Origin of the sequence: Chryseobacterium sp. Leaf405, from assembly GCF_001425355.1 — a bacterium.
Taxonomy (GTDB): Bacteria; Bacteroidota; Bacteroidia; order Flavobacteriales; family Weeksellaceae; genus Chryseobacterium.
In genome coordinates, this window is record NZ_LMQN01000003.1 from 87,460 (window position 1) to 111,057 (window position 23,598).

Sequence of the window (23,598 nt, forward strand, 5' to 3'; positions counted from 1 at the left end):
TGTGATTAAATAAAAATAAGAAAATTAAACTTTTAATTCAATATTAATTAACAAAGTTTACCTATCAATTCGTTTGAAAAGTTATAAAATTGAATTAAATTTATCCGTTTATTTTTATCGTATATGTGGATATTTTACCTGGTCCTGACTGTATTATTTTTAATTTTAACCATACTTCCAAAAATTCAGCATTCTCACTGGGTTTTTCGTGTTCCTGAATTTGGTAAAATACAGCTTACATATTTTATCTTTTTTACTTTTATTTTTGGATTTTTTATTGATTCTTCAGAGAATTTCTGGTATTATCAGAGTCTTTTGTTGATAATGTTTGTACATCACGGTTTTACGCTGGTAAAATATACTCCGCTTTACCGTGTTAAAAAATATACACAACAATACCAATCTTCGGAAAGACTGCATTTTATTTCTGCCAATGTCTATCAGTTTAATAAAGAATATGACCGTTTTATCCAGTTAATTGAAAAATATCAACCTGAAATGTTCCTTACCATGGAGAGCAACGGTGATTGGGAAAAAGCAATACGACCTTTGGAAAAAGATTATCCGTATCAACATAAAGTGACGCTGGAAAATACCTACGGAATGCATTTTTATTCCAAAATCGAAATAAAAGAATCTAAAACACATTATTTTGTGGCTGACGATATTCCGAGTATTGAAGCTCATTTGAAAACAAAAGACGGGTTTTCATTTGTTTTTTTTGGTGTTCATCCACCACCGCCAAGTCCAACGGAAGAAGAAACATCCAAAGAGAGAGACGGTGATTTATTGAGTACTGCAAAACGCATCCTAGAAATTAAAAAACCAATCATCGTTGTTGGCGATTTTAATAATGTTGCGTGGTCAAAATCTTCTATTTTATTCAGGAAAACAAGTCACTTAATTGATCCAAGGATTGGACATTCTTTTGTTTCAACCTTTCATGCAAAATACCGTTTGTTAAGATTCCCGATCGATTTGATGTTTCACAGTGAAGATATTTTCATTCAGAATTTAAAGACGCTTGAAAATTTTGGTTCAGATCACCTTCCTGTTTATTGTGAATTTTTTATCGATCATGAAAATGAAGAACAGGAAGAACGCATTGATCATGCGACACAAGAAGAAAAAGCTGAAGCCGAAGAAATGATTGAAGAAGGAAAAGAAGAGGATGGAAATCGGGATGCTGTGGTGACTGAGGATTAATGCATTTTGATCTCATTAATAAATTTTGACTAAAAGGCATTCTATTATAAAAAAAGCGGGCTAAAGCCCGCTCCTATTGATATGTAAATTCACAAATTAAAACCTCATCACATCCTTCACTACCCCATTATTTTGGGTATGCTGTAATAATTCGGTTTCAATAAAAGATTTAATTTTTTCTTCAGAACCATCATTTGGAAATAAAAGATGAACATTTGCTCCTGCATCCAACGTAAAGAATAAAGGCAGATTGGTCTCTTTTCTAAAATCCCAAACCTTATTGATAACTTCCAATGTTCCGGTTTTCATTAAAATAAATGCAGGATCGCTGATCATCATCATGGCGTGAAGCGTTAATGCCTCGTGTTCCACTAATTTAATAAAACCCTGTAAATCCCCATTAGCTAAAATTTCTTTCATCGGATCAAAATTTTCTCTCGCCTCCTGAAATCTTCTGTCTGCATAAGGATTGGTATTCATTAAACCATGACCAACAGTAGAAGAAACACTTTTTTGACCTTCGTGAATCAATAAAACCCAGTCGTTAAAATCCTTGAAAATATCGTGAATTTCATCATTTGGATATTGCACGGCAAAAAAATCTGAACTTCCTCTCACCTGAGATTCGCCCCATACAACCAAACCATTGTATAAACTTCGGCAAGCACTTCCGCTTCCTAATCTTGCCAAGAAAGATGCTTTCCTTAATGATTCTTCTTCAGAAATTTCTCCGGAAAAAGTTGCATCTAAATGTACAAGACATTTTGCTATTGCGCCAAAACCCGAAGCTGAACTCGCAATTCCTGAACTGTGAGGAAATGTATTTTCGGTTCTGATAATATATTTTCCGTTCAGAATCCAAGGAAGATACTGTTCGATATTTCTGAAATATTTTTCAATTTTTTCGGCGAATTTCACTTCTTCCTTATCTGCTAAAAATGTCTGCACAGAAAATGGTTCATCAGCAAAAAATTCCATTGTAGTATTGGTTTTACAATGGTTTAAAGTATAACTGATACTCGGATTTGCCGGAATCTGATTGTCATATTTCCCCCAATATTTAATCAGGGCGATATTAGACGGACAGCTTTCTGAAACCGTTTGGTTACTTATTGTAAATTCGTTATTTCCTAAAAATTCCTGTGTTGTTGCCATAGTTTTAGTTTAAAAATGATAAACTTTAATTTTTCCAACTTAAAAGTTTTAATACATCTTCTCAATAAGATCCGCATATTTTTTAAGAACCACATTTCTTTTCACCTTCAATGTCGGAGTAATTTCTCCTGAATTAATATCAAAATCTGAAGACATCAAAGTAAATTTTTTCACCTTTTCAAAATCCGACAAATGACTTTGTAATTCTTTAATTTTATCCTTATAAAAATCGTTTACTTTTTCATTTTTAACGATTTCTTCCCAATTGGTAAACTGAATATTATTTTTCTTGATAAATTCTTCCAAAAACTCAAAATTAGGAACTATTAACGCCGAAACAAACTGTTTTCCCTCAGCAATTAATACAATCTGGTTAATGAAATTATTATTTGTTAAAATATTTTCAATCTGTTGCGGAGCAATATATTTTCCGTTAGAGGTTTTCATTAAATCCTTGATTCGGTCTGTAATAATCAGATTTCCTTTTTCATCAAATTTTCCGGCATCACCGGTTTTAAACCAGCCATCTTCCGTGAAAACTTTTTGTGTTTCTTCAGGTCTGTTGTAATATCCTTTCATGATTCCGTCTCCTTTTGCCTGAATTTCATCATTTTCACCGATACGAATTTCAACGCTTGGTAAAGGAAGACCGCAAGTTCCATGTTCAAAATTCTTCAAAGGAAAGGCTGTCAAAGTTGCCGTAGTTTCCGTCAGACCGTAACCAACAGTGATATGAAGCCCCATTGCTTCAAACAATTGCGTAACATCCGGCGAAACTGAGGCGCCACCACAAGGCATAAACCAAAGTCTTCCGCCCATTTTTTCTTTCACTTTATTGAAAACCAATGCATCGGCAACCGAATGTTTCACCATCAATCCAAAAGGAACTGACTGTTCTTTTCTTTTTAATTCTGCAACCTGTTTTCCAATTTCTATTGCCCAATCGAAGATTTTTTTCTTGAATGATGAACCTTCTTTGGCTTTTTCCAAAACTCCGGCGTACACTTTCTGGAAAAATCTCGGAACAGCACACATCATCGTCGGTTTCACTTCTTCTAGTGTTTTAGCGATATTTTTAGGATCTTCAAGGAAATACACTCTTGCACCACCATACAGACAAAGCAAACTCCAGCTTCTTTCGAAAACATGAGTTAAAGGTAAAAATGCCAGTGAAAGTTCTTCTTCAAAATTTTTAAACTTAAAAAATTCAAAGTGAGCATCGAAAGCCTTGATAAAATTTCCGTGTGTTAACATCACTCCTTTTGGCGTTCCTGTCGTTCCGGAAGTATAAATTAAGGTAGCAATATCATCAAATTCTTTTTTGCAAAACTCAAGTTCTGCAGATGATTTTGCAATGAAATCCTCTAAGTAAAAACTGCTGAATTCTTTTTTGATCCAAACTGCTTTTTTAGAAACAATAATCGTTTCAAGATTATTTTCTTCATTTTTCAAAATTTCCAAAGAAGCATCATACTGAGCCTGATCTCCGACCAAAATAATTTTTGCCCCGGAATCCTTGATGATATATTCTGCCTGTTCAGCATTATTAGTCGAATAAATCGGAACTGTAATAGCACCGATTGAAAGCGCCGCCAAATCAAAAATCATCCATTCGGAAGAGTTTTCCGAATAAATTGCGACTTTATCATTTTCCTGAATTCCAGCATCTTTCAGCGCATTTGCCGTTTTGGAAATGATTTCACTAAATTTTTGCCAGCTTAATTCTTTCCATCCTGCATCTTTCTTTTTAAATCCAATTGCAGATTTTAAAGCATGTTTTTCTACATTTTTTTTGATAATTGCCTCTGCAAGATTCATTTCTTCAACTTTTTATCGTTAATATAATTATTCAAATGAAAATCAATACTTTCTGAAACAGAAATAAACTGATAATCTAATTTGTCTTTAATTTTCTGGTTGGAAATTACGTTGAGCGTAGAAATAGACTCAATGTTTGTTTTTGTAATCATTCTTAATTTGGGAATTAACCATCCGAACAAAATATTTGCCCATCTTCCTAAGTTTAATTGAAATTTGGATAGGATTTTAGCTTCTTTCAACCCTAATTTTGATCTGATCTGCCTTCCTAATTCTGCGTACCCTTTATTTTCAGCAACAATAATAAAACGTTCTCCGAAAATATTTTCTTCCATTAGTTCGATAGAAATTTTCGCTACATCTCGTACATCAACGTAACTTGTTCCGCCCGAAAATGTGAATCCATTCTTTTCAAAAGTAGGAAAAATATCTCCGCTGCTGTTTCCCCAGTTTCCACTTCCGATAATCATCCCCGGATTTACGATTGTTACATTTAAACCTTCTGCAGAAGCTCTCCACGCTTCCATTTCTGAAAGATGTTTTGATAATGAATAGGCAGAATGTTCCAGTTTTGGATTAAAATCAGATTCTTCATCTAATTCTCCTTTTTCGTTAAAATTATCAAGTACAGCGATCGAACTTACGTGAAGAAATTTTTTAACTTCAGAACCTTCACAAGAATACAACAGATTTTCTGTTCCTTTTATATTTGTGCGATACATTTCCTTTTCATCGTGAGGATGAAAACTCACTTTTGCAGCACAGTGATATACTTCTTCAACATCTTTCAAAATATCCTGAATAGCATTAACATCATTGAAATCTACATCAACCCATTCAATTTTATTAAAAAAATCGTCGGGATTCTCCGTATAAAATTTATAGGAATGCCTTACTTCGTTTAAATTGCTTGTCGGTCTCTTTGCTGCACGAACCGTTTTTCCCTTTTTCAGAAGTTCTAAAACGATTATTCTGCCCAAAATTCCGGTTGCTCCCGTTACAAAAACCATCAATTATACTTACTTGATTGCTGACTAAATTATGATAATATTCTACGTTATGCAAATTTGCGATTTTTAAAGGAGAATTCAATTTTTAAAATGATAAAACCTTAAAAGTCGCAAAAGTTTTTATTTATAAAGTTATTTTAAATTTTGGCTAATGCCTTTGTGTTAACTATTAAAAAGAAAACGGGCTAAAGCCCGTTTCTATTGACATAAATTTCGTTTTAATTCAAATTTTAAACTAAAACCATATTATTTCTTCTTGGCGCTTTGTCGCACAAAATATCTGCAATACTTTTTGAAATTTGGTTTTCTTCCGTCAGATTATCTAACCAGAAAAACTCTCCTGCTGCATTGATTTCGATAAAATAATATTCATCTTCAGGAGAAACGATAATGTCGATTGCCCCATAATCTACGTGATACACATCTAAAAGTTCTAATAATTTAGCTTCTACATCTGTCGGAAGTTCCGTCGGAATCCATTTGTCGATAAGATTTACACCGTCTTTTCTCCAATCGATTTTTGCAGCTTCTGATTGTTGAGAATCGATCTCGAACGCATACACATCACGACCAACAATCGTTACACGAAGTTCTTTTTTCTTTTCGATTTTCTTTTGAAACTGCATAGGACAATACAAAAGTGTGTCTAATTCTTCCAATTTATCTTCATCGATAACGTTTGTGAAAACCACACTTTCTACTCCATCCTCGTAGATTGCAAAACCTGTCTGCATTTTCGCAATTACATTTTGATGTTTCAGAATGAATTTTTTTGCTTCTTCAGGATTATTAGTCACACAGGTTTCAGGAATTTTCAGTCCTATTTTATCTGCTATTTTCAGCTGTTCCTCTTTACTGTCTAACCTTCTGTAAACACCTGGTTTCCCTAAAGAATATACATCTACAGACTCTAAAAACCCAAAAAGTGTATTGCGGATTTCACCCATCGCAGCGCCGTAGAACTTAGGATCCATTTCTTCTTTCAAACCATTACCGATATTGTAAGCTCTTCTGTACCAAACGGCAGCAATATCATCCAAGCGATGTTTTTTTTCTGGAGTTTCAAGAATTGTCATCCATGCTCCATCCTGAAAACTTGTGGTCAGTTTATTTTTAAGTGGGTAATCATCTACGTCGAAACGGATAACTTCGCAATTATTTTTATCGATATATTCAGTTACTTTTTCGATTGAAAAATTATCTCCTGTATGTGTAATTATTAAAATTTTATTCATTGGTTTTCATTCTTTTTATAAGATTATCTGCAATTCTTTCTGCAATAGGGAAATTTAATCCCTTTTGTAGCATTCCCCATTCTCCCTGTGGATTTACTTCCAGAAAATAATAATTTCCGTCTGTACTTTTTATCATATCGATAGCGCCGATATAAAGCCCCATTTCTTTCATCATAAAAGTCAAACTGACCTTAATATTTTCAGGTAAATTATATTCCGACCAGAAATAATTTCCCTGAGCGATTCGCCAATCGGCATTTTCACTATTGTTAATTTTTCCGGTAAAAAATTCACCATCAAGATAAACGATTCTCAATTCATATTCTTTTTCAATATAAGGCTGAAAAATCATCGGGCAATATTCAATATCAGCAATATTTTCCAAAGAATTTTCTTCAATAATATTTGTGGAAAGAAAATTTTCCCCTCCCATTGATTTTGCAATAACACCATGAAGTTTTGCCACCATTTTTCCGTTGCAGTATTCATGAAAAAATTGAATAATTTTCTCTGAATCATTGGAAAAAATAGTTTTAGGAATTGTTATATGATGCTTTTTTGCAATTTTCAACTGAAACATTTTATTTCCGTCGACTTGATTTTCATTTTCCAGGGGATTAATCCAAGGAACATCTTTTAAAACAGTGAAAAGATTATATCTAATGCTTGAATATTCCTTCAAAAAAATCTTTGTATAGTTTTCATCCAAATCTTCGGGAATTGAAATTCCCCATGCTTTTCTGTGCCAGACCGCTTTTATATCTTTTGAATTAATTGTGATTCCAAATTCATCTGTCAACTCAAAAAAATCTTCATTAATACTGATTTTCTGAAGATGATTCAACCGGTCAGAATTCAATCTGAAATACGGAATATTTTTAGCTTTTAAATATTCAAAAAAAATATCAATATTATAAAAATCCTGAGAATGCGTGATGCAGAGAATCATTTTTTACTAATTTTTATTAAAAAAGGAAACTTAGAGTGTAAGTTTCCTTTCTGTTGTGTTGTTATTATTGATAACAATTTATTCTTATACAACCGGAGCATCATCGTCTCCATCAGACGGATACTTCATAGTCTGCATCATATCCAATGTAGGTTTTGTAACAGTATCAAGAAGTGGTTTTGTAACACTATCCTGTGTTGCAAGAGTTACATCACCTGCTCCTCCTTTCACCTTTTCAGGATCCTGAAGTTGCTTTTCTAAAAATGATGCGAAAAATGGTTTCTTTTTTGAATTGTTGTTTTTCATAATTTTTTATTAATTTGATTTGATCTATTAAGGTAAAATATGCGGATCTAGACCCGGATTTCCAGGATCAAACCCACCTTCATCACTATCAGACGGATACTTCAATGTTACCGGAGTATCAGCAGCAGGTGTTGTAACATTGTCCAAAGTTTTCAAAGTAACAACATCACCAGTTGGCGAAGTAACAACATCTTTAAGAGATGTAGAAAGACCTCCTCCCTGAATTTTTTCGGGATCCTGGATTTGCTTTTCTAATAATGATGCGAAAAATGGCTTCTTTTTTGAATCGTTGTTTTTCATGATAATTATAATTTGAGTTATTAGAATTTGGTTATTTTTTAAACTTCACTTCCACCTTCATCACTGTCTGAAGGATATTTCATCGTTACATTATCACTTCCGGGCTTAGTAACAGTATCCAAAATTTTAGAAGTTACGTCGTCTTTAAGCACAGACGTCACATTATCCACCGTCACAGAAGTTACTGCACCTCCTTTAATTTTTTCAGGATCTTCAATTTGCTTTTCCAGAAATGATGCGAAGAAAGGTTTTTTAGATTTTTTTTCCATGATATTAATTCTTATATGATTTAGAATCACTAAAGTATTAAAAAAAAATCACACAGAGAAGAATAAATTTATTTTTTTTCAAAAACCCAACAAAACACTCTATTAATTACCAAATTAATTCAGATTCAGAAACTGTTTTACGACATCTGCAAAATCGACAGGATTTTCCGCCTGTACCCAATGTCCCGCATTTTTTATGATTACAATTTTAGCTTTTGGGAATTGTTGTTTAATTCCAAATTCGTCTTGTGGAAGAATATAATTAGATTTTGATCCGGCAATAAATAATGTTTCGCCTTCAAAAACTCCAAATTTTATAGCATTGGAAACAAATTGGTTATATTTTTCAGATAACGTTTTCAAATTAAACCTCCAGCCTAATCTTTTATTGTCGTCCCAATATAAATTTTTAGTCAGAAACTGAATGGTAGACTTTTCTGGAATATACTGCGCAAGAACAGCTTCTACTTCATTTCTTGAATGTGCCGTATCAAAATCTACACTTTCCAACGCTTTAATAATACCTTGATGATGTGGAGGATAAGCTTTCGGAGTAATATCTACAACAACTAATTTATCAACTTTTTCAGGATATTTGATAGCAAACTGCATTACAGCTTTTCCACCTAAAGAATGTCCTAAAATGTGAGCTTTTTCAATCCCGTAATGATCCATATAATTGGCAATGTCATCCGCCAGATCGTCATGAGACATATTTTCTGAGTGAAAACTTCTGCCGTGATTTCTAAGATCAATTAAGTGAGTTGGTAAAAATTCACCAAGATCTTTACCGAAACTTCCCCAGTTGTCAAGCATTCCAAACAAACCGTGAAATACCAAAAGCGGCGTCGACGAAAGGTTTTCGCCAAATATTTTTGAATTTAAAATTTCCATTTCTTAAATATTAGATGTGAGATTTCAGATGTTAGATTAAAGATTACAAGATTGATCGTTACATTTTTCAGTCTAATATCTGAAATCTATTATCTGTTGTCTATAAATTTACCATTTTGCCAGTCTCTTCAAATATGCCTGAACTGTATTTTCCAATCCCATATACAAGGCTTCAGAAATCAAAGCATGACCAATGGAAACTTCCAGTAAATTTGGAATATTATCGGCAAAATATTTTAAATTTTCTAAACTTAAATCGTGACCGGCATTTACTCCCAACCGAAATTCGGCAGCAATAACTGCAGTGTCATAGTAAGGTTTTAATGCTAATTCTTTATTTGATGTATAATTTTTAGCGTAGGCTTCAGTATAAAGTTCAATTCTATCCGCTCCACTTTTTGCAGCGTATTCTACTAACTCTGGATTAGGATCAAGAAAAACAGACGTTCGGATGCTTGCATTTTTGAATTCAGCGATAATTTCTGTTAAAAAGTCAAGATGTTTTTTCGTGTCCCAGCCTGCGTTTGAGGTAATAGCATCGTCTGCATCAGGAACCAAAGTCACCTGTTCCGGTTTTACTTCCAAAACCATATCGATAAAATCACTGTGAGGATTTCCTTCAATATTGAATTCCGTAGTCACCAGCGGTTTGAGGTCATAAACATCTTTTCTTGTGATATGTCTTTCATCGGGTCTTGGGTGAATCGTAATTCCCTGTCCGCCAAACTCCTGAATTTTAATTGCAGCCTCTGTCACACTAGGCGTTTCGCCTCCTCTTGCATTTCTTATCGTTGCAATTTTATTAATGTTTACACTTAATTTTGTCATTTTTAATTTAGATATTAGAAGTTAGATATTAGAATTTAGTTTACATGACACAGTAAAATTTTCTATTTAAATCTAATTTCTTATTATATTATTATTTAAAAAGATTTGAATTAAAACTAATTTCTAGCTTCTAAATTCTAACTTCTATTTTATCATACTTTGACACTTATCTGCATCACTTGTAACTCAAATTCTTTGGATGCTACCAATAAATGATCGAAAATATCTGCCTGAATCTGCTCAAAATGTTCCCATTTAGAATCATTGGCAAAACAATAAATTTCCAATGGTAAACCTTGCGGTGTAATGTCTAACTGGCGAACCATCATTGCTCCATTTTGATCTACATCAGGATCATTTTCAAGGTATTTTTGAGCATAATATCTGAAAACACCGATATTGGTCAATTGTTTTCCGTTTACGATTTTATCTTTATGCTTGATATTTTCTTTTTCCTTACTTAATTCAATGCTTTTACCTTCTAAATATTCGGAAATAAGATTGATTTCCTTTAAACGATCAATATCATCTTCCGATAAAAATTTAAAAGAATTGATATTAAAATAAATTGATTTTTTAATTCTCCTTGTATTGGATTCCGACATTACCTGAAGATTTTTAATCTCGGTTGTCAGCAAATCATACGTCGGAATTGAAGAAACAGTTTTATCGAAATTGGTAATTTTAGTGGTCAAAAGACTAATGTCTGCGATATTTCCTTCAATGCTGTATTTCGGAATACTGATCCAGTCACCAACTTTTAAACTTTTTGATGTGGAAACATGAATCCCAGTGATAAAACCTAAAATCGTATCTCTGAAAACCAAAACCAAAACCGCCGTGATGGCTCCTAGACTTCCGACAATTGTAGAACCTTTTATCCCAAAAATAACACAGATCCCAACCACTGAAAAAATGAAAATCCCCAAAATTTTCACAGTTTCGGAAATCGCATTCAGCGCCATAATGTTATAAAAATCCTGTTTTATGGTGAAATAATTCCTAAAAGCCGTAAGCCCACGATATAACATTCCTGCAAGAATTAAGACAAACCCCAAATTAATTGACCTTATAATAAATGTATTAGTCAAGGGTAAAGCATTAACAGGAAATATCGAAGGCTGAATGCTCGCAACAATTCCCAAAGAAAAAAGATGTGCTACAGAATTGGTAACATTCGACTGATAAATTGATTTTATGATCGGGTATTTTGATTCATTCCTAAAAAATCGAAAAACAAAATTGATGATTAATTTAAATACAAAATCTGCCAGCAGAAACAAGCCAACAAGAAGTGCAAGCTTTACAATCATGTGAAAAAACCAATCTAAACCAGTCGGTGAGATCTTGCTTATGTAGATATAAAGCTGCTCGCTAAGCTCCTGAATAAAGTTTTTGGTTTCTTGTAACTGGTCTTTCATTACAGCAAATTTAGGAAAATTAAAGATGATTTTTATTAATACTTCCGCATCAATTTTCATCCCAAAATTATTTCTCTTTCATCATCTAATGAAAATTCAAAAAAATTATTTTAATAATATCAAATCCGCTCAAACCATGATCAACAAATAAAAATTTCACTAACAATATCAAAAATTAATAAATTATATTAAAAAAAATAACAGTTTTATAATTTTATATTTAATTAATTATTAAATTTGGTAAAAACTAAACAAATCAAAATCAATTACATATGAGAAAACACTACTTCTTTATTTTACTGTGTGTATTTACACTTTTAACCAATTGTTCCGGAGGAGACGATTCCGCAATAATTACAGAAAATACACCGACAGCTTTAAAAACCGGAAAACTTACCGGAAAAGTGATGTCACAAAACGGAACCAAACCCATTGGAGGCGCCTCAGTTTTTACTTTTGATGACAAGTATAAAATCTATTACACTACTTCGGATGCGGATGGCAATTTCACACTGGAAGCTCCGGCAGGAAATCGTACCATTCATATTCAAACGGGTAATGGTAGTAATTTCCGTACAGAAATTTCTACAACTGTAAAAGATAATGAAACATTAAATCTTAACACGAATCAAACGAAATTGGATCAGGTTGCCAAAATTGCTTATGTAAAGGGAACTTATGATAAAATTGAAGATATTATTCAGATTTTAGGTTATACGGCTACGGAAATCACAAATAGTGATCTTGCCAATCTTACAACAATTGCACAATATGATATTATTTTTCTGAATTGTGGTTCAAGGAACAGTTATTCATCAAACCCGACGCTTTACTCTGTAATTGACACGAATTTAGCAACTTTCGTAGCTAATGGAGGAAGTATTTATGCTTCAGACTGGGACGTTGCTTATTTAGTCGGAGGAACAACCAATACCAATAACTGTTCTCTTGCAGGTGGATTTATTCCTGATACCAAATTATGTTCTAAAAATATCGGAAACACAGGTATGGTGGGAGCCACAGTAAATAATGCAGGGCTTTCGACAGCATTAGGATTCAATACACTTGCTATTGATTATGATCTTGGAACATGGCAAAAAATAATTAATTATGACCCAACCTATTGGGAAGTTTTAGTAAAAGAAACATCAACAAATGATGCTTTGATGATCAGAACCAATCATTTTACAGCAACGGGACTTCCTACAACACCGATTGGAAATGCTCCTACTACAACATTTGTAACGGTTTGTATTACGCTACCGGGAAATATTCAGATCAGCATCTCCGTTCCTCAGGCAGCGGTTCCTTATCTAGTGGCATTGGGAGCAACCGTTGGACCTTGTTCGGGATCTTCTAATAGCGGGTATATCTATTACACTACTTTCCATAATCACGCTTCAGGAAATATTGGAAATGCCGGCGTGATTCTACAATATGTCATCTTAAACCTTTAATAAAAACTTCAACTTAAACATGGAAGTGGCTTTTTACGAAGCCACTTTTTTTATATCTTGCATAGATAAATTACAAAAAATGGATACAGCACTAATCAATATACTTTGCCTTATTTTATTATTTCTCGGAATTCTGGGAACTTTTCTTCCTATTCTGCCGGGATTATTATTAAGCATCTGCGGATTGTTAATTTACAAATATGGTACTGATGCAGATCTGCCGATGATTTATGTTTGGGCTTTTGTCATTTTGACGATAATTTCGGTGGTTTTAAGTTATGTTATTCCTGCCAAAACCAATCAGAAATACGGAGGCACAAGATGGGGAAGCATAGGATCTGTAGTCGGGATGATTATCGGAATGTTTTTACCGATTCCTTTAGGTTTTTTGGTCGGAATGTTTGTTGGTGTTTTTGTAGGAGAACTTCTTCACGACAGTAAAGACATGAACAAAGCTCTAAAATCCACAAAAGGAGCTTTTATTGGTTTTATTTACGGAACAGGCTTCAGTCTTGTGGTAGGTGTGGCAATGTTTTTGGTAGTAATTTTGAATATGCTTAATATTATTTAAATACAAATTATGTTTAAAACTATTATTTTAAGTTTTGGATTACTTTCATTAATGAACTGTAACGCTCAGAAAGAGCCGAAAACCTCAACAAAAGCAAATGTGGAAAAGACAGGAGACGCAAAGATTACCAACCATAAAGGTGACATTATCTACTTCACAGAAGGAGAAAACAAGTTTTTTAAAGAAGCCGGAATGAATCTGACGTTCAAAGGAATTTCTGAAGACAGCCGTTGCCCAAAAGATGTCAATTGTATGTGGGCAGGCGTTGCTGTTGCCCAGATTGAAGTAATGGGATTGGCGACAAGACCAATGACCATAAATCTTGCAAGCACAGATAACAAATCACGAAATTACAGTACGACTTCAGAGTTCAACGGATATACTATTTCATTAGCGGATGTTGCTCCGTATCCTGAAGCCGCTGAAGGCACAAAAGCGCTTAAAGGGAAATATAAGATCGGAATTATCATTAAAAAAGCAGGAGAAAATCCTACCACGAAATAGGTTTTTTCCCCTTTGAAATCAGATACTCATTAATTTTTGAAAAAGGTTTGCTGCCATAAAAACCTCTGTAAACAGAAAAAGGTGACGGATGCGCAGATTTTAAAATAAAATGTTTCGCCGGATTAATTAATTCGGCTTTTTTCTGTGCAAAAGCTCCCCAAAGAACGAAAACTACATTTTCTTTCTTGTCTGAAATTTCTTTAATGATAAAATCGGTAAACTTTTCCCACCCCAAATCTTTATGAGAATTTGGGGAATGGGCACGAACCGTTAAGGTAGCATTCAACAGCAAAACGCCCTGTTTTCCCCAGTCGTCCAGCTCTTTTGAAGTTCTTATCACTCCAACATCATCTTTTAGTTCGGTGAAGATATTTTTCAAAGAAGGCGGTGCTGTTACCTGTTCTGAAACAGAAAAACACAAACCATTTGCCTGATAATCATTATGATAAGGATCCTGTCCTATAATCACCACTTCAACATCATCGAAAGGTGTAATTTCCAGTGCTCTGAAAATCTGATTTTTTGGAGGGAAAACTTTTGTTGTTTTATATTCCTGCTTTACTTTCTCCCAAAGGGTTGTAAAATATTCTGTACTTTTTATCGGGGCTAAAATTTCTGTCCAGGTCATAGAATTGGTAAATATTTTTAATTACTGCAAAAATCGTTCTTCTTGTATTATAATATTTAACATAAGACTAATTTTTATAATTCAAATATACTAAAACGTAAAATTAGAATTATTGCTAATACCTATTATAGAAATAGTTATTAATAATATACACATTAGGAAACGTTTAACCAAAAACAAATCAGTGATATTCGTCACAAATCTTAGCTCTTAAATTTTCATGATTTATTTTTTTGAACATTTTTTTAATTGAAAAAGAACAAAAAACTAACAATTGTTAGGTAAATCAATAAAATTGATAATTCCAGAACAATTATATTAAATATAACAAAATACAACAACACACAAAGACTTATATCATATTCAAAAATTACCAAAATATTAACAACATCCATACCTTTACTACAGCAAAAAAGATAAACTTTTAATAAAATAGTCAATAAAAATTTAAGAATATGAAAAATTTAAGAATTTTCTTGAATGCAACAATCGTATGCGGAACATTATTATTTTCTCAATTTTATAATGCACAAAAAATCACTCAGAAAACAACAACCATTATAGTAACAGGAACCTCTCCATTGCACGATTGGGAAATGAATGGTTCAGCAGCTACTTTCTCAGGAATGGTAACTGGAAATACAATTTCTAATGCAACATTCACAATGCCGGTAACTAATCTGAAAAGTAAAAAAGGGAAATCTATGGATAATAAGGCTTACGAAGCTTTAAAATCTGCACAAAATCCTAATATCTATTTCACAGCGCCGTCTGTAAGTATCGGAAAAGGCAATATTTCAGGGAAACTAACCATCGCAGGAGCTTCTAAAAATGTCACTTTCCCGATCAACGTAAGTAAAAGAGAAAATACTTATACGATTTATGGAACTGAAGTATTGAAATTATCCGATTTCGGAATGAGCAGACCTGGATTCATGGGCATAAAAACAGGAGATGAAATCACTGTAAAAGTGAATATCGTGGCAGAATAACTAATAAATCAACCTTTAAAAATCAACTATTATGAAATCAAACTATATAAAAATCGGAGTATTGGGAACAATGATGCTGGCAGGTTTTGCAAACGCTCAACAGTTCCCTTTAGACAACCTGAAACCCAGAGATCAGCGAGGAATCAATATCTTTGAAAATCCTAAAGATTCTGCAACAACGTTTGAAAAATTAAAAGTAAGAATCGGGGGTGCTTTTGCTTTACAGTTTCAGGGAATCAAACATGAAAGCGGTGCAGACCAAACCGTAGCGGCAACACAGCTTTATGATATAGGGAATAATTTCAATTTAGCCACAGCCAATTTAGATGTTGATGTTGCTTTGTACGACGGAATTAATTTACACTTAAGAACCTTTCTTTCTTCCCGTCACCACAATGAAACGTATGTAAAAGGCGGTTATATCCAGATTGATAAATTAGATTTCATTAAAAAAGATTTTTTAAGCGATTTCATGAAACATGCGACCATTAAATTCGGTCACGATGAAATTAATTATGGTGATGTGCATTTCAGAAGAAGCGACAACGCCTACACCACGCAAAATCCGTTTGTAGGAAATTATCTGATGGATGCTTATGCAACAATGGTTTTTGCCGAATTGTACTATAGAAAAGATGGTTTCATAGGAATGGGAGGTGTTACCAACGGAAGACTGAACCAAAATGCAACAGGCGGAACAAGTCCTTCTTTATATGCCAAAATTGGTTACGACAAACAACTTAATAATGATTTAAGAGTTCGTATAACGGGATCTGTATACAATGCGGCCGACACTCAGCGACTTGATTTTTATGATGGCGACCGAGCCGGATCAAGATATTATTATGTACTGGAGAATGCAGCAGCCACATCTTCTGCGAATTTCAGATCAGGACAGGTTGTACCCGATTTTAAAAACAAGGTAACTTCTTTCATGATTAATCCTTTTGTAAGATATAAAGGTGTTGAGTTTTTCGGAACTTTTGAAAATGCATCAGGAAGAAACTTCACCGAAATCGACAGAAGAACCTGGAATCAATATGCTGCAGAACTTCTCTACAGATTCGGAAACAACGATAATCTATATGTGGGAGGAAGATACAATATGGTAAAAGGTGAATTGGCAACCGGAGAAAAAGTGGATATTTCAAGATTTAATATTGGCGGCGGCTGGTTTATGACTAAAAACATTCTTGCCAAAGCAGAATACGTTAATCAGAAATACGACGGATATCCAAGTTCAAGCATTTTGTATGACGGAAAATTCCACGGATTTGTTTTGGAAGCTGCTATTTCTTTCTAAACTAAAAAGCTACATCAACCCATCGGGGAAATTATTGAAAACTGATTTCTCCGATAACAAAACCTGAGTCATGAAAATTTTGCAAACTGTCCTTCTGATTCTGTTCGGAATTTACATTACANGATTTCTCCGATAACAAAACCTGAGTCATGAAAATTTTGCAAACTGTCCTTCTGATTCTGTTCGGAATTTACATTACAGCACAGGAAAACTACGTTCAAATCAATGGAAATACGAATATCAACAGTTTTAAATGTACCAATAATACATTCAAAACATCAACAGGAACTTATACTCTAAACGAAAAACAGCTCCCCAATATCGCTTTGAAAGTTGAAGATTTCGACTGCCGGAACAAAATAATGACTTCAGATTTTCAGAAAACACTTTCCGCAGAAGAATATCCTTACATGACTATAAAGTTTATTTCTATGGATAAAGCCAAAACCGTTTACAATGCACAGATTGAAGTAAAAATGATGAACAGAAGCAAAACGTACAACATCACTTTCTGTTCAGAAAACGGAAAACTTACCGGAAAAAGAATCGTAAAATTCAGTGATTTCAATATCAAACCTCCAAAGAAAATGGGCGGAATGATTGTTGTAAAAGATGAACTTAATCTTGTTTTTGCATTGGCAGCACATTAATTAAATAACGAAAACCTATATTCCATTTTTAGATCAAGCATACTTGCTTAGAAATTGAGAAGAGCCTGAATTATTTTTCAGGCTTTTTGATCATTTATATCAAAAAAAACTCATTCATAATAATAAGCAATAAGCTTATAATATTCATTTAAATAATTTTCTTCTATATTTCTTGAATCATCATTTGGATTCTCATCAATAATTTCGACTTTTTTTCCTTTATAAAAAACTATTTTATGTCCGGAGGATTCTAAATCGATAAAAGTCACAATTGAATCTGAAACTATCGAAAATTCATGAAGCCAATTCCTTACAGAAAGTGAAGAATCAAGCATAATACTCATTGTTGTTGTTACGGCACTAAAACTTAATTCATAAACATCATGATCTTTATGTTTAATAATACTGGCATCAAAAGATCCAATTGAAATTTTACCATTTCCTAAATAAATGTTTTGGAAATATTCTTTAAAATCACTTACCGGATCTTGACAATAAGGATTATAAATTGATGTGAAAATTTCAGGATCAACATCAAAAACCAATGAAGTTGAAAAATTTAACTTATTTATATCATGAATTATTTTCTCCTTAAAATAGTCACCTGAAACATCAATATAATTTTCATTTTCCAGTTTTAAGATAGCTTTACTAATTCCATTAGAATTCTTATTAAGCCAACTTAATGAATCTGATAATTTCTCTTTTTTAACAAAAGTGATGATAGAATAATCTAAACCCATCGCAAAAATTTTAGTCTGAATAAATTTAAACTATTGTATTGCTTTCAATTTCAAATAACGATTTTTTCCAAATGTGATGTAATACAATCCTAATAACGGACTGGTTCCATTCAGATTATATCTCAAGGTTTCATCATTCTCTATTTTAAAATCAATTATATTAGAACGACACCAGTCGATTTTTGCTGTAAGTTGATGTTCTCCCGGTTGCACTTCAAATTCTTTTGATTCCCCGTGTTTTAGTTCTCCTATTTTTGTTTTTCCAAGATAAATCTCGATCGATCTTAATAAATTAGAAAACTCCGATGAACGGTTGATGATTATTTTCGTCATTTTAATTAAATTATATTTTCTTCAGGCTAAAAACAAGATTATCAGGAAAACCTTCATCTTCCCTTCCCTCTTCAGAATAAAATCATGTTTTAAAAGAAGACCTTTTGAGTTTTCATTAAACTTATTGGTCATTGCAACAATTTCATGTAAATGTAATTCATTAAAACCATAATCTAAAACTGCTTTCAAAGCCTCAGACATAATTCCTTTTCTGTGATGATCGGGTAATAATTCATAACCGACTTCCGCAACACTCCTATCTTCAGAAAATTTCCAGAGACAGATTGTACCAATAAGATTTGGCTGATCTTTTAAAGAAATTCCCCAGTAAAATGTTTGATTGTTTTGAGTTCTTTCTTTTATGGTTAAAATAAACTGAAGCGCATCATAATTATTTTTCGGCGAATTTCTCTGCACAAATTGATTGATAACCTCGTTGCTTCGGATTTTCAGAATATCTTCAACGTAACTTTCGTTGATTTCTTTTAACTGTAGTCTTTCGGTTTCCAGTTTCATATCTCAAATGTAAGAATTCCTGATTAATAGATATTTTCAAATTCTCAAATTAACTCATTTTCAAATTAAAATTCACATTTTCTCACTAAATTTGCAATGTGTATATAAATAAAGAAGATTTAAACGAATTAGAGTTTCCGCAATTGCTCGCGGAAATTGCTCCATTTGCATATTCTCCGAAAACAAGAGACAGGATTCTTGAACTTCGTCCGATGGAAATTGACGAGGCAGAGATTTCATTGAAAAAAACATCGGAATATCTGTCGAGTTTCGAAAGTTCAAATGCAGTTCCGTTTGATGAATACGAAGATATTGAAAGTGAGCTAAAATTCATGCTGATCGAAAATTACCGATTAGAAAACAGCGCTTTCATCAAAATAAAAACTCTTACCGAACAAATAGGAAAGCTTCAAAAGTTTTTTCCAACGATGCCTGAAACTTTTCCAACTTTAATACAGGATGTTTCGGTGCTGGAATTCAAAAAAGAAATTATTGATAAAGTTGATAAGGTTTTCAACCGTTTTGGCGAAGTAAAAAGTGAAGCTTCCCCGATTTTAAAAACATTGAGAGCAGAAATTCAACATGCTAAAAAAGCGATAACCGAGAATTTCAACCGTGTTTTATTCAACTACGGGCAAAGCGATTTTCTGGATGATATTCGTGAAAGCATTATTGAAGACCAAAGAGTTTTAGCCGTAAAATCAGCTTATAAAAAAAGAGTTCCGGGAAGAGTATTGGGACTTTCAAAAACAGGTTCGATTACATATATTCAGCCGGATAGCGTGGTTAAACATTACTTCAAACTTAGAGAAGATCAGGAAGAAGAAAAAAAGGAAATCGATAAAATTCTGAGAAAATTAACGGCAGATCTTGCAGAATTTCAACCTCAGCTTTGGAAATATCAAGGTTATATTTTTGATCTTGACCTTACTCGGGCGAAAGCGAAATTTTCAGAATTAATTAATGGTGTTTTACCAAAAATCAATCGCCACAGAACGTTACGATTAAGAGAAGCTTTCCATCCTTTGTTATTTTTAAGAAATAAAGCGGAAAACAAAACCATTTTTTCACAGACCCTCAGTTTAACGGATCATAACAGAATTATCTGTATTTCGGGACCGAATGCAGGAGGAAAATCGATCACGTTGAAAACTGTCGGATTGCTTCAACTGATGATTCAGAGCGGAATTCTGGTTCCGACTCATCCAAAATCTGAAATGTTTTTCTTTGATAAAATAATGACCGATATTGGTGATAATCAATCTATTGAAAATCATCTTTCTACCTATTCATCAAGATTAAAGAAAATGGGTGGAATCATTCGTGAAGCCGATGCCAATACCCTTTTATTGATTGACGAATTCGGTACAGGTTCAGATCCTGAGTTGGGTGGCGCTTTGGCAGAAAGTTTTCTTGAGTTTTTCTATGATAAAAAGAGTTTTGCAATCATTACCACTCACTATACCAACATCAAGCTGGTCATTGAGGAACTACCGAACGCACAAAATGCTGCAATGCTGTTTAATGAAGAAACGCTGGAACCGATGTACAAACTTGAAGTCGGGCAGGCTGGCAGTTCATTTACGTTTGAAGTTGCGGAGAAAAATAAAATTCCGAGATTTATTATTCATTCTGCGAAGAAAAAAGTAGAACACGATATTGTAAATTTAGATAAAACAATCGTTAAACTTCAACAGGAAAAATACGAAGTTGAAAAATTGAAAACCGATCTTGCCGAAAGAAAAGAATCTGTAGAAGACAAACGTGATAATCTGCAAAAACTGAACGAGCAGCTTCAGCAGAAACTTTTCAATTTCCAGAAATTATATGAAGATGAACACCGTAAACTTCAATTCGGAACTAAGATTGAAGGATTTATCGACAGTTATGTAAAAGGAAAATCGAGGAAAGATGTGGTGAAAGATTTTGTGAAGATTCTGGAACAGGAAAAATTCAGGAAAATCGGAGCTGATAAGGATGAAACGAAGCGTCTGCAAGTCGTGAAAAGAAAAATCACGCAACAGCTGAAGAAGGAAGATGTCATTGAAAAAATATCGGAAACCAACGAAAAACTGGAAGAAAAACGCATCACCGACCGTGCCATGTGGATGAAAGTCGGGCAGCGTGTCCGTATTACAGGAAGTACGAGTGTGGGAACGATTGAAAAGATTTCCAGAAAAAAAGTAATCGTGAATTACGGAACATTCAAAACGACAATCGATGCAGATGAACTGGAAAGAATTTAATGTAAATCATGACTATAGAGACGCAAATTACATTTAAGGATTTTTTGATTTTTCATCTAAAAAGTTCACTAATAAGATTTATTGTTTATCCTATAATTATATCCGTTTTCATTTCTATCAATTTTTATAATGCAGAAAATGGCGGCGGAGGATTTTTAAGAATTGTATCAATTTGTGTATTCGTTTTCTTCATCTTCATGATTTCACAAACGTATTTCAGTTTGAAAAATGTTTTCTATTCAAATAATCAAATTCAGGAATCGATTATGTATACTTTTACCAATGAAGTCATACAAATGAAAGGTGAAACATTTGAAGAGGATTTTAGTTGGAATTCGGTTTATAAAATCAAAGAAAACCAAGATTGGTTTCTGATTTATCAAAGTGCCCAAACAATGAATATGGTTTCGAAAAAAGATTTCACAAAAGATCAGATTTTGGAGCTTAGAAATATGATTAAAAAAAATCACGTAAAGTCTAGATTAAGAAACGATTAATTTCATTTTGAAAATCATAAAAAGAGTGTTCAAATTGAGCACTCTTTTAAATTAATTCAAGATTTAAAAGAATTACAACGTTACAATTACCTTTCAAAAAATATTTAATGTATATATTTGAACTGTCAAAAAATTTTCATGATGATTTCCGTAAATAAAGCATTTTATCTATTAGTTTTCAGTCTTTTTTCTTTAGGTTTTGCCAACGCTCAGGATAAAGTTCCTTTTGGTGTGGTAAAGGCTGAGGAAGGTTATGCAATGGTTCGCGTTCACAAAGATGATTACCGAAAAATCATTGATAAGATCCGTATGAAAACCGGAGATGTCTTTATTTATGTAAAACCGGCTCCCGGCGAAACAGAATGGATCTGGATAAAATATCCTGAAAAAGAAGACACCGAAAAACCTTTCGTAAGGTACGACAGCATTACTAAAGAAGGAATGGTGAATAAAAACCGTGTTGTTTTTGTTGATAAATTGCCACAATTTACGCCTTCAAAATCTAAAAACGGGAAATCATTGATTTTCACTGATGATACCAACCCAAAAATTCCGGGTAACCAAAGAACGAAAGTAATTATTGATGTTTATCCTTCCTACGCTCATATCAAAAAACAGGAAAAAGATGCAGACGGAAATATCACTAAGATTGACAAAGTAAAATCTTGGGGAGTCGGAAAAGAAATTCCTGAAGGAATGACGGAAATTAAATCGGTACGTGTACAACAACCCGGAAGAGGTTCTGTTTTTGTGAGAGATGCCATCAAAAATATGTTTCAGCCAACCATGGATTTTAAAAATGTTGGGGTAACTGCCATCGACAATGACCATATTTTCCTCTACATGACTAATGGATCTGGTGAAAACCGCTATACAACCATCTGGACCATCAAACAAGGGAGAGCAGAAAGTCAGATCATTTATAAAAATCCTGAATAATTCGTCAATAATCATTATTTTTGCACCCGAAAAGCAAGAGCTTATTGTTTAAAGCAATTAGATTTATTGTTTTTTGAGAAATTGGTTTTGCTTAACAGCAGATTAAAAGGGAATCGTGTGAAAATCACGGACTGTCGCGCAACTGTAAGTAACGGAAGTCTTTATTAGTGAATCCACTGTTTTGTCTTTAGATGAAATGGGAAGGAAATGAAGATGTTACAAGTCAGGAGACCTGCCTTTTTCTTTCAACAAAAAACTTTCGCGATTTGAAGTTTATTGAGCCAATAGTTTTTCAGGAATTTTCATGTTCCTGGGATATTTTGTTTGTTTCAATAGTCTTTCATTTCGTTTTAATTAATAATGAAATATGACTACAGAAGAAAGAATTGAAGCGTCGGAAACCAGAATTTTCAAAGCAGTTTTCCCCAATACAACCAATCATTACGATACACTTTTCGGAGGTACAGCGATGCAGCTGATGGATGAAGTGGCTTTTATTGCAGCAACAAGATTTGCAAGAAAACGTGTCGTAACGGTAAGCAGCGATAAAATTGATTTTAAAAGATCTATTCCTGCCGGAACAATTGTTGAATTAATCGGTAAAGTATCTCACGTTGGAAATACAAGTATGAAAGTAAGCGTGGAAATCTATACTGAACAAATGTATTCTTACGAAAGAGAAAAAGCGATTGTGGGTGATTTTACTTTTGTGGCAATTGATGAATTTAAGAAACCAGTATCAATACTATAATAATAACTCCGGCGACCTTCGGTCTTCTGTTCAGCTTTGTGCTGCTCGTATAATTCTGAAATCTCACTTAATAATTC

General features: G+C 33.3%; 26 protein-coding genes and 1 riboswitch. Of the genes, 11 read left to right on the forward strand and 15 right to left on the reverse strand.

Annotated features, from left to right (window positions below; all coding sequences use genetic code 11):
* The first annotated feature begins 324 nt into the window (after positions 1–324).
* Positions 325–1,206 carry an endonuclease/exonuclease/phosphatase family protein gene (locus tag ASG22_RS03670; RefSeq protein ID WP_238586848.1) on the forward strand — a complete coding sequence of 294 codons (882 nt, stop codon included), beginning with the start codon at positions 325–327 and terminating at the stop codon, positions 1,204–1,206.
* Positions 1,207–1,302: 96 nt separating this feature from the next.
* Here ASG22_RS03670 and ASG22_RS03675 read toward each other — a convergent pair whose 3' ends face one another.
* The 11 genes from ASG22_RS03675 to ASG22_RS03725 form a co-directional block, all read right to left on the reverse strand.
* On the reverse strand, positions 1,303–2,361 hold the full coding sequence (locus ASG22_RS03675; protein WP_055980765.1) for a diphosphomevalonate/mevalonate 3,5-bisphosphate decarboxylase family protein: 1,059 nt from the start codon (positions 2,359–2,361) through the stop codon (positions 1,303–1,305).
* Positions 2,362–2,409: 48 nt separating this feature from the next.
* The gene (locus ASG22_RS03680) at positions 2,410–4,179 is read right to left on the reverse strand and encodes an AMP-dependent synthetase/ligase (protein ID WP_055980768.1); all 1,770 of its coding nucleotides are present in this window, start codon (positions 4,177–4,179) and stop codon (positions 2,410–2,412) included.
* Positions 4,176–5,189 carry an NAD-dependent epimerase/dehydratase family protein gene (locus tag ASG22_RS03685; RefSeq protein WP_055980772.1) on the reverse strand — a complete coding sequence of 338 codons (1,014 nt, stop codon included), beginning with the start codon at positions 5,187–5,189 and terminating at the stop codon, positions 4,176–4,178. Before ASG22_RS03685 ends, ASG22_RS03680 begins: the two co-directional genes overlap by 4 nt.
* Positions 5,190–5,419: 230 nt before the next feature.
* Positions 5,420–6,424, reverse strand: a complete 1,005-nt coding sequence (locus ASG22_RS03690) for an MvdD family ATP-grasp ribosomal peptide maturase (protein ID WP_055980774.1) — start codon at positions 6,422–6,424, stop codon at positions 5,420–5,422.
* Positions 6,417–7,373 (reverse strand): MvdC/MvdD family ATP grasp protein, encoded by a 957-nt coding sequence (locus ASG22_RS03695; protein WP_055980777.1) that lies wholly within the window; start codon positions 7,371–7,373, stop codon positions 6,417–6,419. Before ASG22_RS03695 ends, ASG22_RS03690 begins: the two co-directional genes overlap by 8 nt.
* A gap of 84 nt (positions 7,374–7,457) precedes the next feature.
* Positions 7,458–7,679 (reverse strand): microviridin/marinostatin family tricyclic proteinase inhibitor, encoded by a 222-nt coding sequence (locus ASG22_RS03700; RefSeq protein WP_055980780.1) that lies wholly within the window; start codon positions 7,677–7,679, stop codon positions 7,458–7,460.
* Between the two features lie 27 nt (positions 7,680–7,706).
* Positions 7,707–7,979, reverse strand: a complete 273-nt coding sequence (locus tag ASG22_RS03705) for a microviridin/marinostatin family tricyclic proteinase inhibitor (RefSeq protein ID WP_055980784.1) — start codon at positions 7,977–7,979, stop codon at positions 7,707–7,709.
* Between the two features lie 38 nt (positions 7,980–8,017).
* On the reverse strand, positions 8,018–8,248 hold the full coding sequence (locus tag ASG22_RS03710) for a microviridin/marinostatin family tricyclic proteinase inhibitor (protein WP_055980787.1): 231 nt from the start codon (positions 8,246–8,248) through the stop codon (positions 8,018–8,020).
* A gap of 114 nt (positions 8,249–8,362) precedes the next feature.
* The gene (locus ASG22_RS03715; RefSeq protein WP_055980789.1) at positions 8,363–9,142 is read right to left on the reverse strand and encodes an alpha/beta fold hydrolase; all 780 of its coding nucleotides are present in this window, start codon (positions 9,140–9,142) and stop codon (positions 8,363–8,365) included.
* Positions 9,143–9,250: 108 nt separating this feature from the next.
* Entirely contained in the window at positions 9,251–9,970 is a 720-nt protein-coding gene (locus ASG22_RS03720) for a pyridoxine 5'-phosphate synthase (protein ID WP_055980792.1), read from the reverse strand.
* 152 nt (positions 9,971–10,122) lie between these two features.
* Positions 10,123–11,391: a mechanosensitive ion channel family protein gene (locus ASG22_RS03725; RefSeq protein ID WP_055980840.1), complete on the reverse strand. Its 1,269-nt coding sequence runs from the start codon at positions 11,389–11,391 to the stop codon at positions 10,123–10,125.
* Between the two features lie 272 nt (positions 11,392–11,663).
* On the opposite strand from ASG22_RS03725, the gene ASG22_RS03730 reads away from it, so the two are divergent.
* The 3 genes from ASG22_RS03730 to ASG22_RS03740 all read left to right on the forward strand — a co-directional run bounded on the left by ASG22_RS03730 (position 11,664) and on the right by ASG22_RS03740 (position 13,923).
* On the forward strand, positions 11,664–12,848 hold the full coding sequence (locus ASG22_RS03730) for a carboxypeptidase regulatory-like domain-containing protein (protein ID WP_055980794.1): 1,185 nt from the start codon (positions 11,664–11,666) through the stop codon (positions 12,846–12,848).
* Between the two features lie 79 nt (positions 12,849–12,927).
* Positions 12,928–13,419, forward strand: coding sequence for a DUF456 domain-containing protein (locus ASG22_RS03735; protein ID WP_055980842.1), 492 nt, complete (start codon positions 12,928–12,930; stop codon positions 13,417–13,419).
* 9 nt (positions 13,420–13,428) lie between these two features.
* The gene (locus ASG22_RS03740; RefSeq protein ID WP_238586849.1) at positions 13,429–13,923 is read left to right on the forward strand and encodes a hypothetical protein; all 495 of its coding nucleotides are present in this window, start codon (positions 13,429–13,431) and stop codon (positions 13,921–13,923) included.
* Here the strand turns inward: ASG22_RS03740 and ASG22_RS03745 are convergent.
* The gene (locus ASG22_RS03745) at positions 13,910–14,551 is read right to left on the reverse strand and encodes a uracil-DNA glycosylase (RefSeq protein ID WP_055980800.1); all 642 of its coding nucleotides are present in this window, start codon (positions 14,549–14,551) and stop codon (positions 13,910–13,912) included. The genes ASG22_RS03740 and ASG22_RS03745 overlap by 14 nt on opposite strands.
* 455 nt (positions 14,552–15,006) lie before the next feature.
* On the opposite strand from ASG22_RS03745, the gene ASG22_RS03750 reads away from it, so the two are divergent.
* From ASG22_RS03750 to ASG22_RS03760, 3 genes are all read left to right on the forward strand, one after another.
* Positions 15,007–15,543 carry a YceI family protein gene (locus tag ASG22_RS03750; protein WP_055980802.1) on the forward strand — a complete coding sequence of 179 codons (537 nt, stop codon included), beginning with the start codon at positions 15,007–15,009 and terminating at the stop codon, positions 15,541–15,543.
* 31 nt (positions 15,544–15,574) lie between these two features.
* Positions 15,575–16,846, forward strand: coding sequence for a hypothetical protein (locus tag ASG22_RS03755; RefSeq protein WP_055980805.1), 1,272 nt, complete (start codon positions 15,575–15,577; stop codon positions 16,844–16,846).
* A 149-nt stretch (positions 16,847–16,995) separates the two neighbouring features.
* Positions 16,996–17,496, forward strand: coding sequence for a YceI family protein (locus ASG22_RS03760; RefSeq protein WP_055980808.1), 501 nt, complete (start codon positions 16,996–16,998; stop codon positions 17,494–17,496).
* Between the two features lie 110 nt (positions 17,497–17,606).
* Here the strand turns inward: ASG22_RS03760 and ASG22_RS03765 are convergent, their stop codons facing one another.
* The 3 genes from ASG22_RS03765 to ASG22_RS03775 are packed head-to-tail and all read right to left on the reverse strand — an operon-like array spanning position 17,607 to position 19,088.
* Positions 17,607–18,239, reverse strand: coding sequence for a hypothetical protein (locus tag ASG22_RS03765; RefSeq protein ID WP_055980809.1), 633 nt, complete (start codon positions 18,237–18,239; stop codon positions 17,607–17,609).
* A gap of 30 nt (positions 18,240–18,269) precedes the next feature.
* The gene (locus ASG22_RS03770) at positions 18,270–18,572 is read right to left on the reverse strand and encodes a hypothetical protein (RefSeq protein ID WP_055980812.1); all 303 of its coding nucleotides are present in this window, start codon (positions 18,570–18,572) and stop codon (positions 18,270–18,272) included.
* Positions 18,573–18,593: 21 nt separating this feature from the next.
* Complete coding sequence (locus ASG22_RS03775) at positions 18,594–19,088, reverse strand: GNAT family N-acetyltransferase (protein ID WP_055980815.1); 495 nt, start codon at positions 19,086–19,088, stop codon at positions 18,594–18,596.
* Between the two features lie 98 nt (positions 19,089–19,186).
* Here ASG22_RS03775 and ASG22_RS03780 point away from each other — a divergent pair, with 98 nt between their 5' ends.
* The 4 genes from ASG22_RS03780 (at position 19,187) to ASG22_RS03800 (ending at position 23,521) form a co-directional block, all read left to right on the forward strand.
* Positions 19,187–21,334: an endonuclease MutS2 gene (locus tag ASG22_RS03780; RefSeq protein ID WP_055980817.1), complete on the forward strand. Its 2,148-nt coding sequence runs from the start codon at positions 19,187–19,189 to the stop codon at positions 21,332–21,334.
* Between the two features lie 8 nt (positions 21,335–21,342).
* Complete coding sequence (locus tag ASG22_RS03785) at positions 21,343–21,831, forward strand: YcxB family protein (protein ID WP_055980821.1); 489 nt, start codon at positions 21,343–21,345, stop codon at positions 21,829–21,831.
* A gap of 138 nt (positions 21,832–21,969) precedes the next feature.
* Positions 21,970–22,770, forward strand: a complete 801-nt coding sequence (locus ASG22_RS03790) for a hypothetical protein (RefSeq protein ID WP_055980824.1) — start codon at positions 21,970–21,972, stop codon at positions 22,768–22,770.
* Positions 22,771–22,835: 65 nt separating this feature from the next.
* Positions 22,836–23,025, forward strand: a riboswitch (cobalamin riboswitch).
* A 112-nt stretch (positions 23,026–23,137) separates the two neighbouring features.
* On the forward strand, positions 23,138–23,521 hold the full coding sequence (locus ASG22_RS03800; protein ID WP_055980831.1) for an acyl-CoA thioesterase: 384 nt from the start codon (positions 23,138–23,140) through the stop codon (positions 23,519–23,521).
* Positions 23,522–23,598: the final 77 nt, after the last annotated feature.

Coding starts and splice junctions, on each gene's coding strand:
- ASG22_RS03670 (WP_238586848.1), top strand. CDS start 325: ATGTTTGTACATCACGGTTTTACGCTGGTAAAATATACTCCGCTTTAC.
- ASG22_RS03675 (WP_055980765.1), bottom strand. CDS start 2,361: ATGGCAACAACACAGGAATTTTTAGGAAATAACGAATTTACAATAAGT.
- ASG22_RS03680 (WP_055980768.1), bottom strand. CDS start 4,179: ATGAATCTTGCAGAGGCAATTATCAAAAAAAATGTAGAAAAACATGCT.
- ASG22_RS03685 (WP_055980772.1), bottom strand. CDS start 5,189: ATGGTTTTTGTAACGGGAGCAACCGGAATTTTGGGCAGAATAATCGTT.
- ASG22_RS03690 (WP_055980774.1), bottom strand. CDS start 6,424: ATGAATAAAATTTTAATAATTACACATACAGGAGATAATTTTTCAATC.
- ASG22_RS03695 (WP_055980777.1), bottom strand. CDS start 7,373: ATGATTCTCTGCATCACGCATTCTCAGGATTTTTATAATATTGATATT.
- ASG22_RS03700 (WP_055980780.1), bottom strand. CDS start 7,679: ATGAAAAACAACAATTCAAAAAAGAAACCATTTTTCGCATCATTTTTA.
- ASG22_RS03705 (WP_055980784.1), bottom strand. CDS start 7,979: ATGAAAAACAACGATTCAAAAAAGAAGCCATTTTTCGCATCATTATTA.
- ASG22_RS03710 (WP_055980787.1), bottom strand. CDS start 8,248: ATGGAAAAAAAATCTAAAAAACCTTTCTTCGCATCATTTCTGGAAAAG.
- ASG22_RS03715 (WP_055980789.1), bottom strand. CDS start 9,142: ATGGAAATTTTAAATTCAAAAATATTTGGCGAAAACCTTTCGTCGACG.
- ASG22_RS03720 (WP_055980792.1), bottom strand. CDS start 9,970: ATGACAAAATTAAGTGTAAACATTAATAAAATTGCAACGATAAGAAAT.
- ASG22_RS03725 (WP_055980840.1), bottom strand. CDS start 11,391: ATGAAAGACCAGTTACAAGAAACCAAAAACTTTATTCAGGAGCTTAGC.
- ASG22_RS03730 (WP_055980794.1), top strand. CDS start 11,664: ATGAGAAAACACTACTTCTTTATTTTACTGTGTGTATTTACACTTTTA.
- ASG22_RS03735 (WP_055980842.1), top strand. CDS start 12,928: ATGGATACAGCACTAATCAATATACTTTGCCTTATTTTATTATTTCTC.
- ASG22_RS03740 (WP_238586849.1), top strand. CDS start 13,429: ATGTTTAAAACTATTATTTTAAGTTTTGGATTACTTTCATTAATGAAC.
- ASG22_RS03745 (WP_055980800.1), bottom strand. CDS start 14,551: ATGACCTGGACAGAAATTTTAGCCCCGATAAAAAGTACAGAATATTTT.
- ASG22_RS03750 (WP_055980802.1), top strand. CDS start 15,007: ATGAAAAATTTAAGAATTTTCTTGAATGCAACAATCGTATGCGGAACA.
- ASG22_RS03755 (WP_055980805.1), top strand. CDS start 15,575: ATGAAATCAAACTATATAAAAATCGGAGTATTGGGAACAATGATGCTG.
- ASG22_RS03760 (WP_055980808.1), top strand. CDS start 16,996: ATGAAAATTTTGCAAACTGTCCTTCTGATTCTGTTCGGAATTTACATT.
- ASG22_RS03765 (WP_055980809.1), bottom strand. CDS start 18,239: ATGGGTTTAGATTATTCTATCATCACTTTTGTTAAAAAAGAGAAATTA.
- ASG22_RS03770 (WP_055980812.1), bottom strand. CDS start 18,572: ATGACGAAAATAATCATCAACCGTTCATCGGAGTTTTCTAATTTATTA.
- ASG22_RS03775 (WP_055980815.1), bottom strand. CDS start 19,088: ATGAAACTGGAAACCGAAAGACTACAGTTAAAAGAAATCAACGAAAGT.
- ASG22_RS03785 (WP_055980821.1), top strand. CDS start 21,343: ATGACTATAGAGACGCAAATTACATTTAAGGATTTTTTGATTTTTCAT.
- ASG22_RS03790 (WP_055980824.1), top strand. CDS start 21,970: ATGATGATTTCCGTAAATAAAGCATTTTATCTATTAGTTTTCAGTCTT.
- ASG22_RS03800 (WP_055980831.1), top strand. CDS start 23,138: ATGACTACAGAAGAAAGAATTGAAGCGTCGGAAACCAGAATTTTCAAA.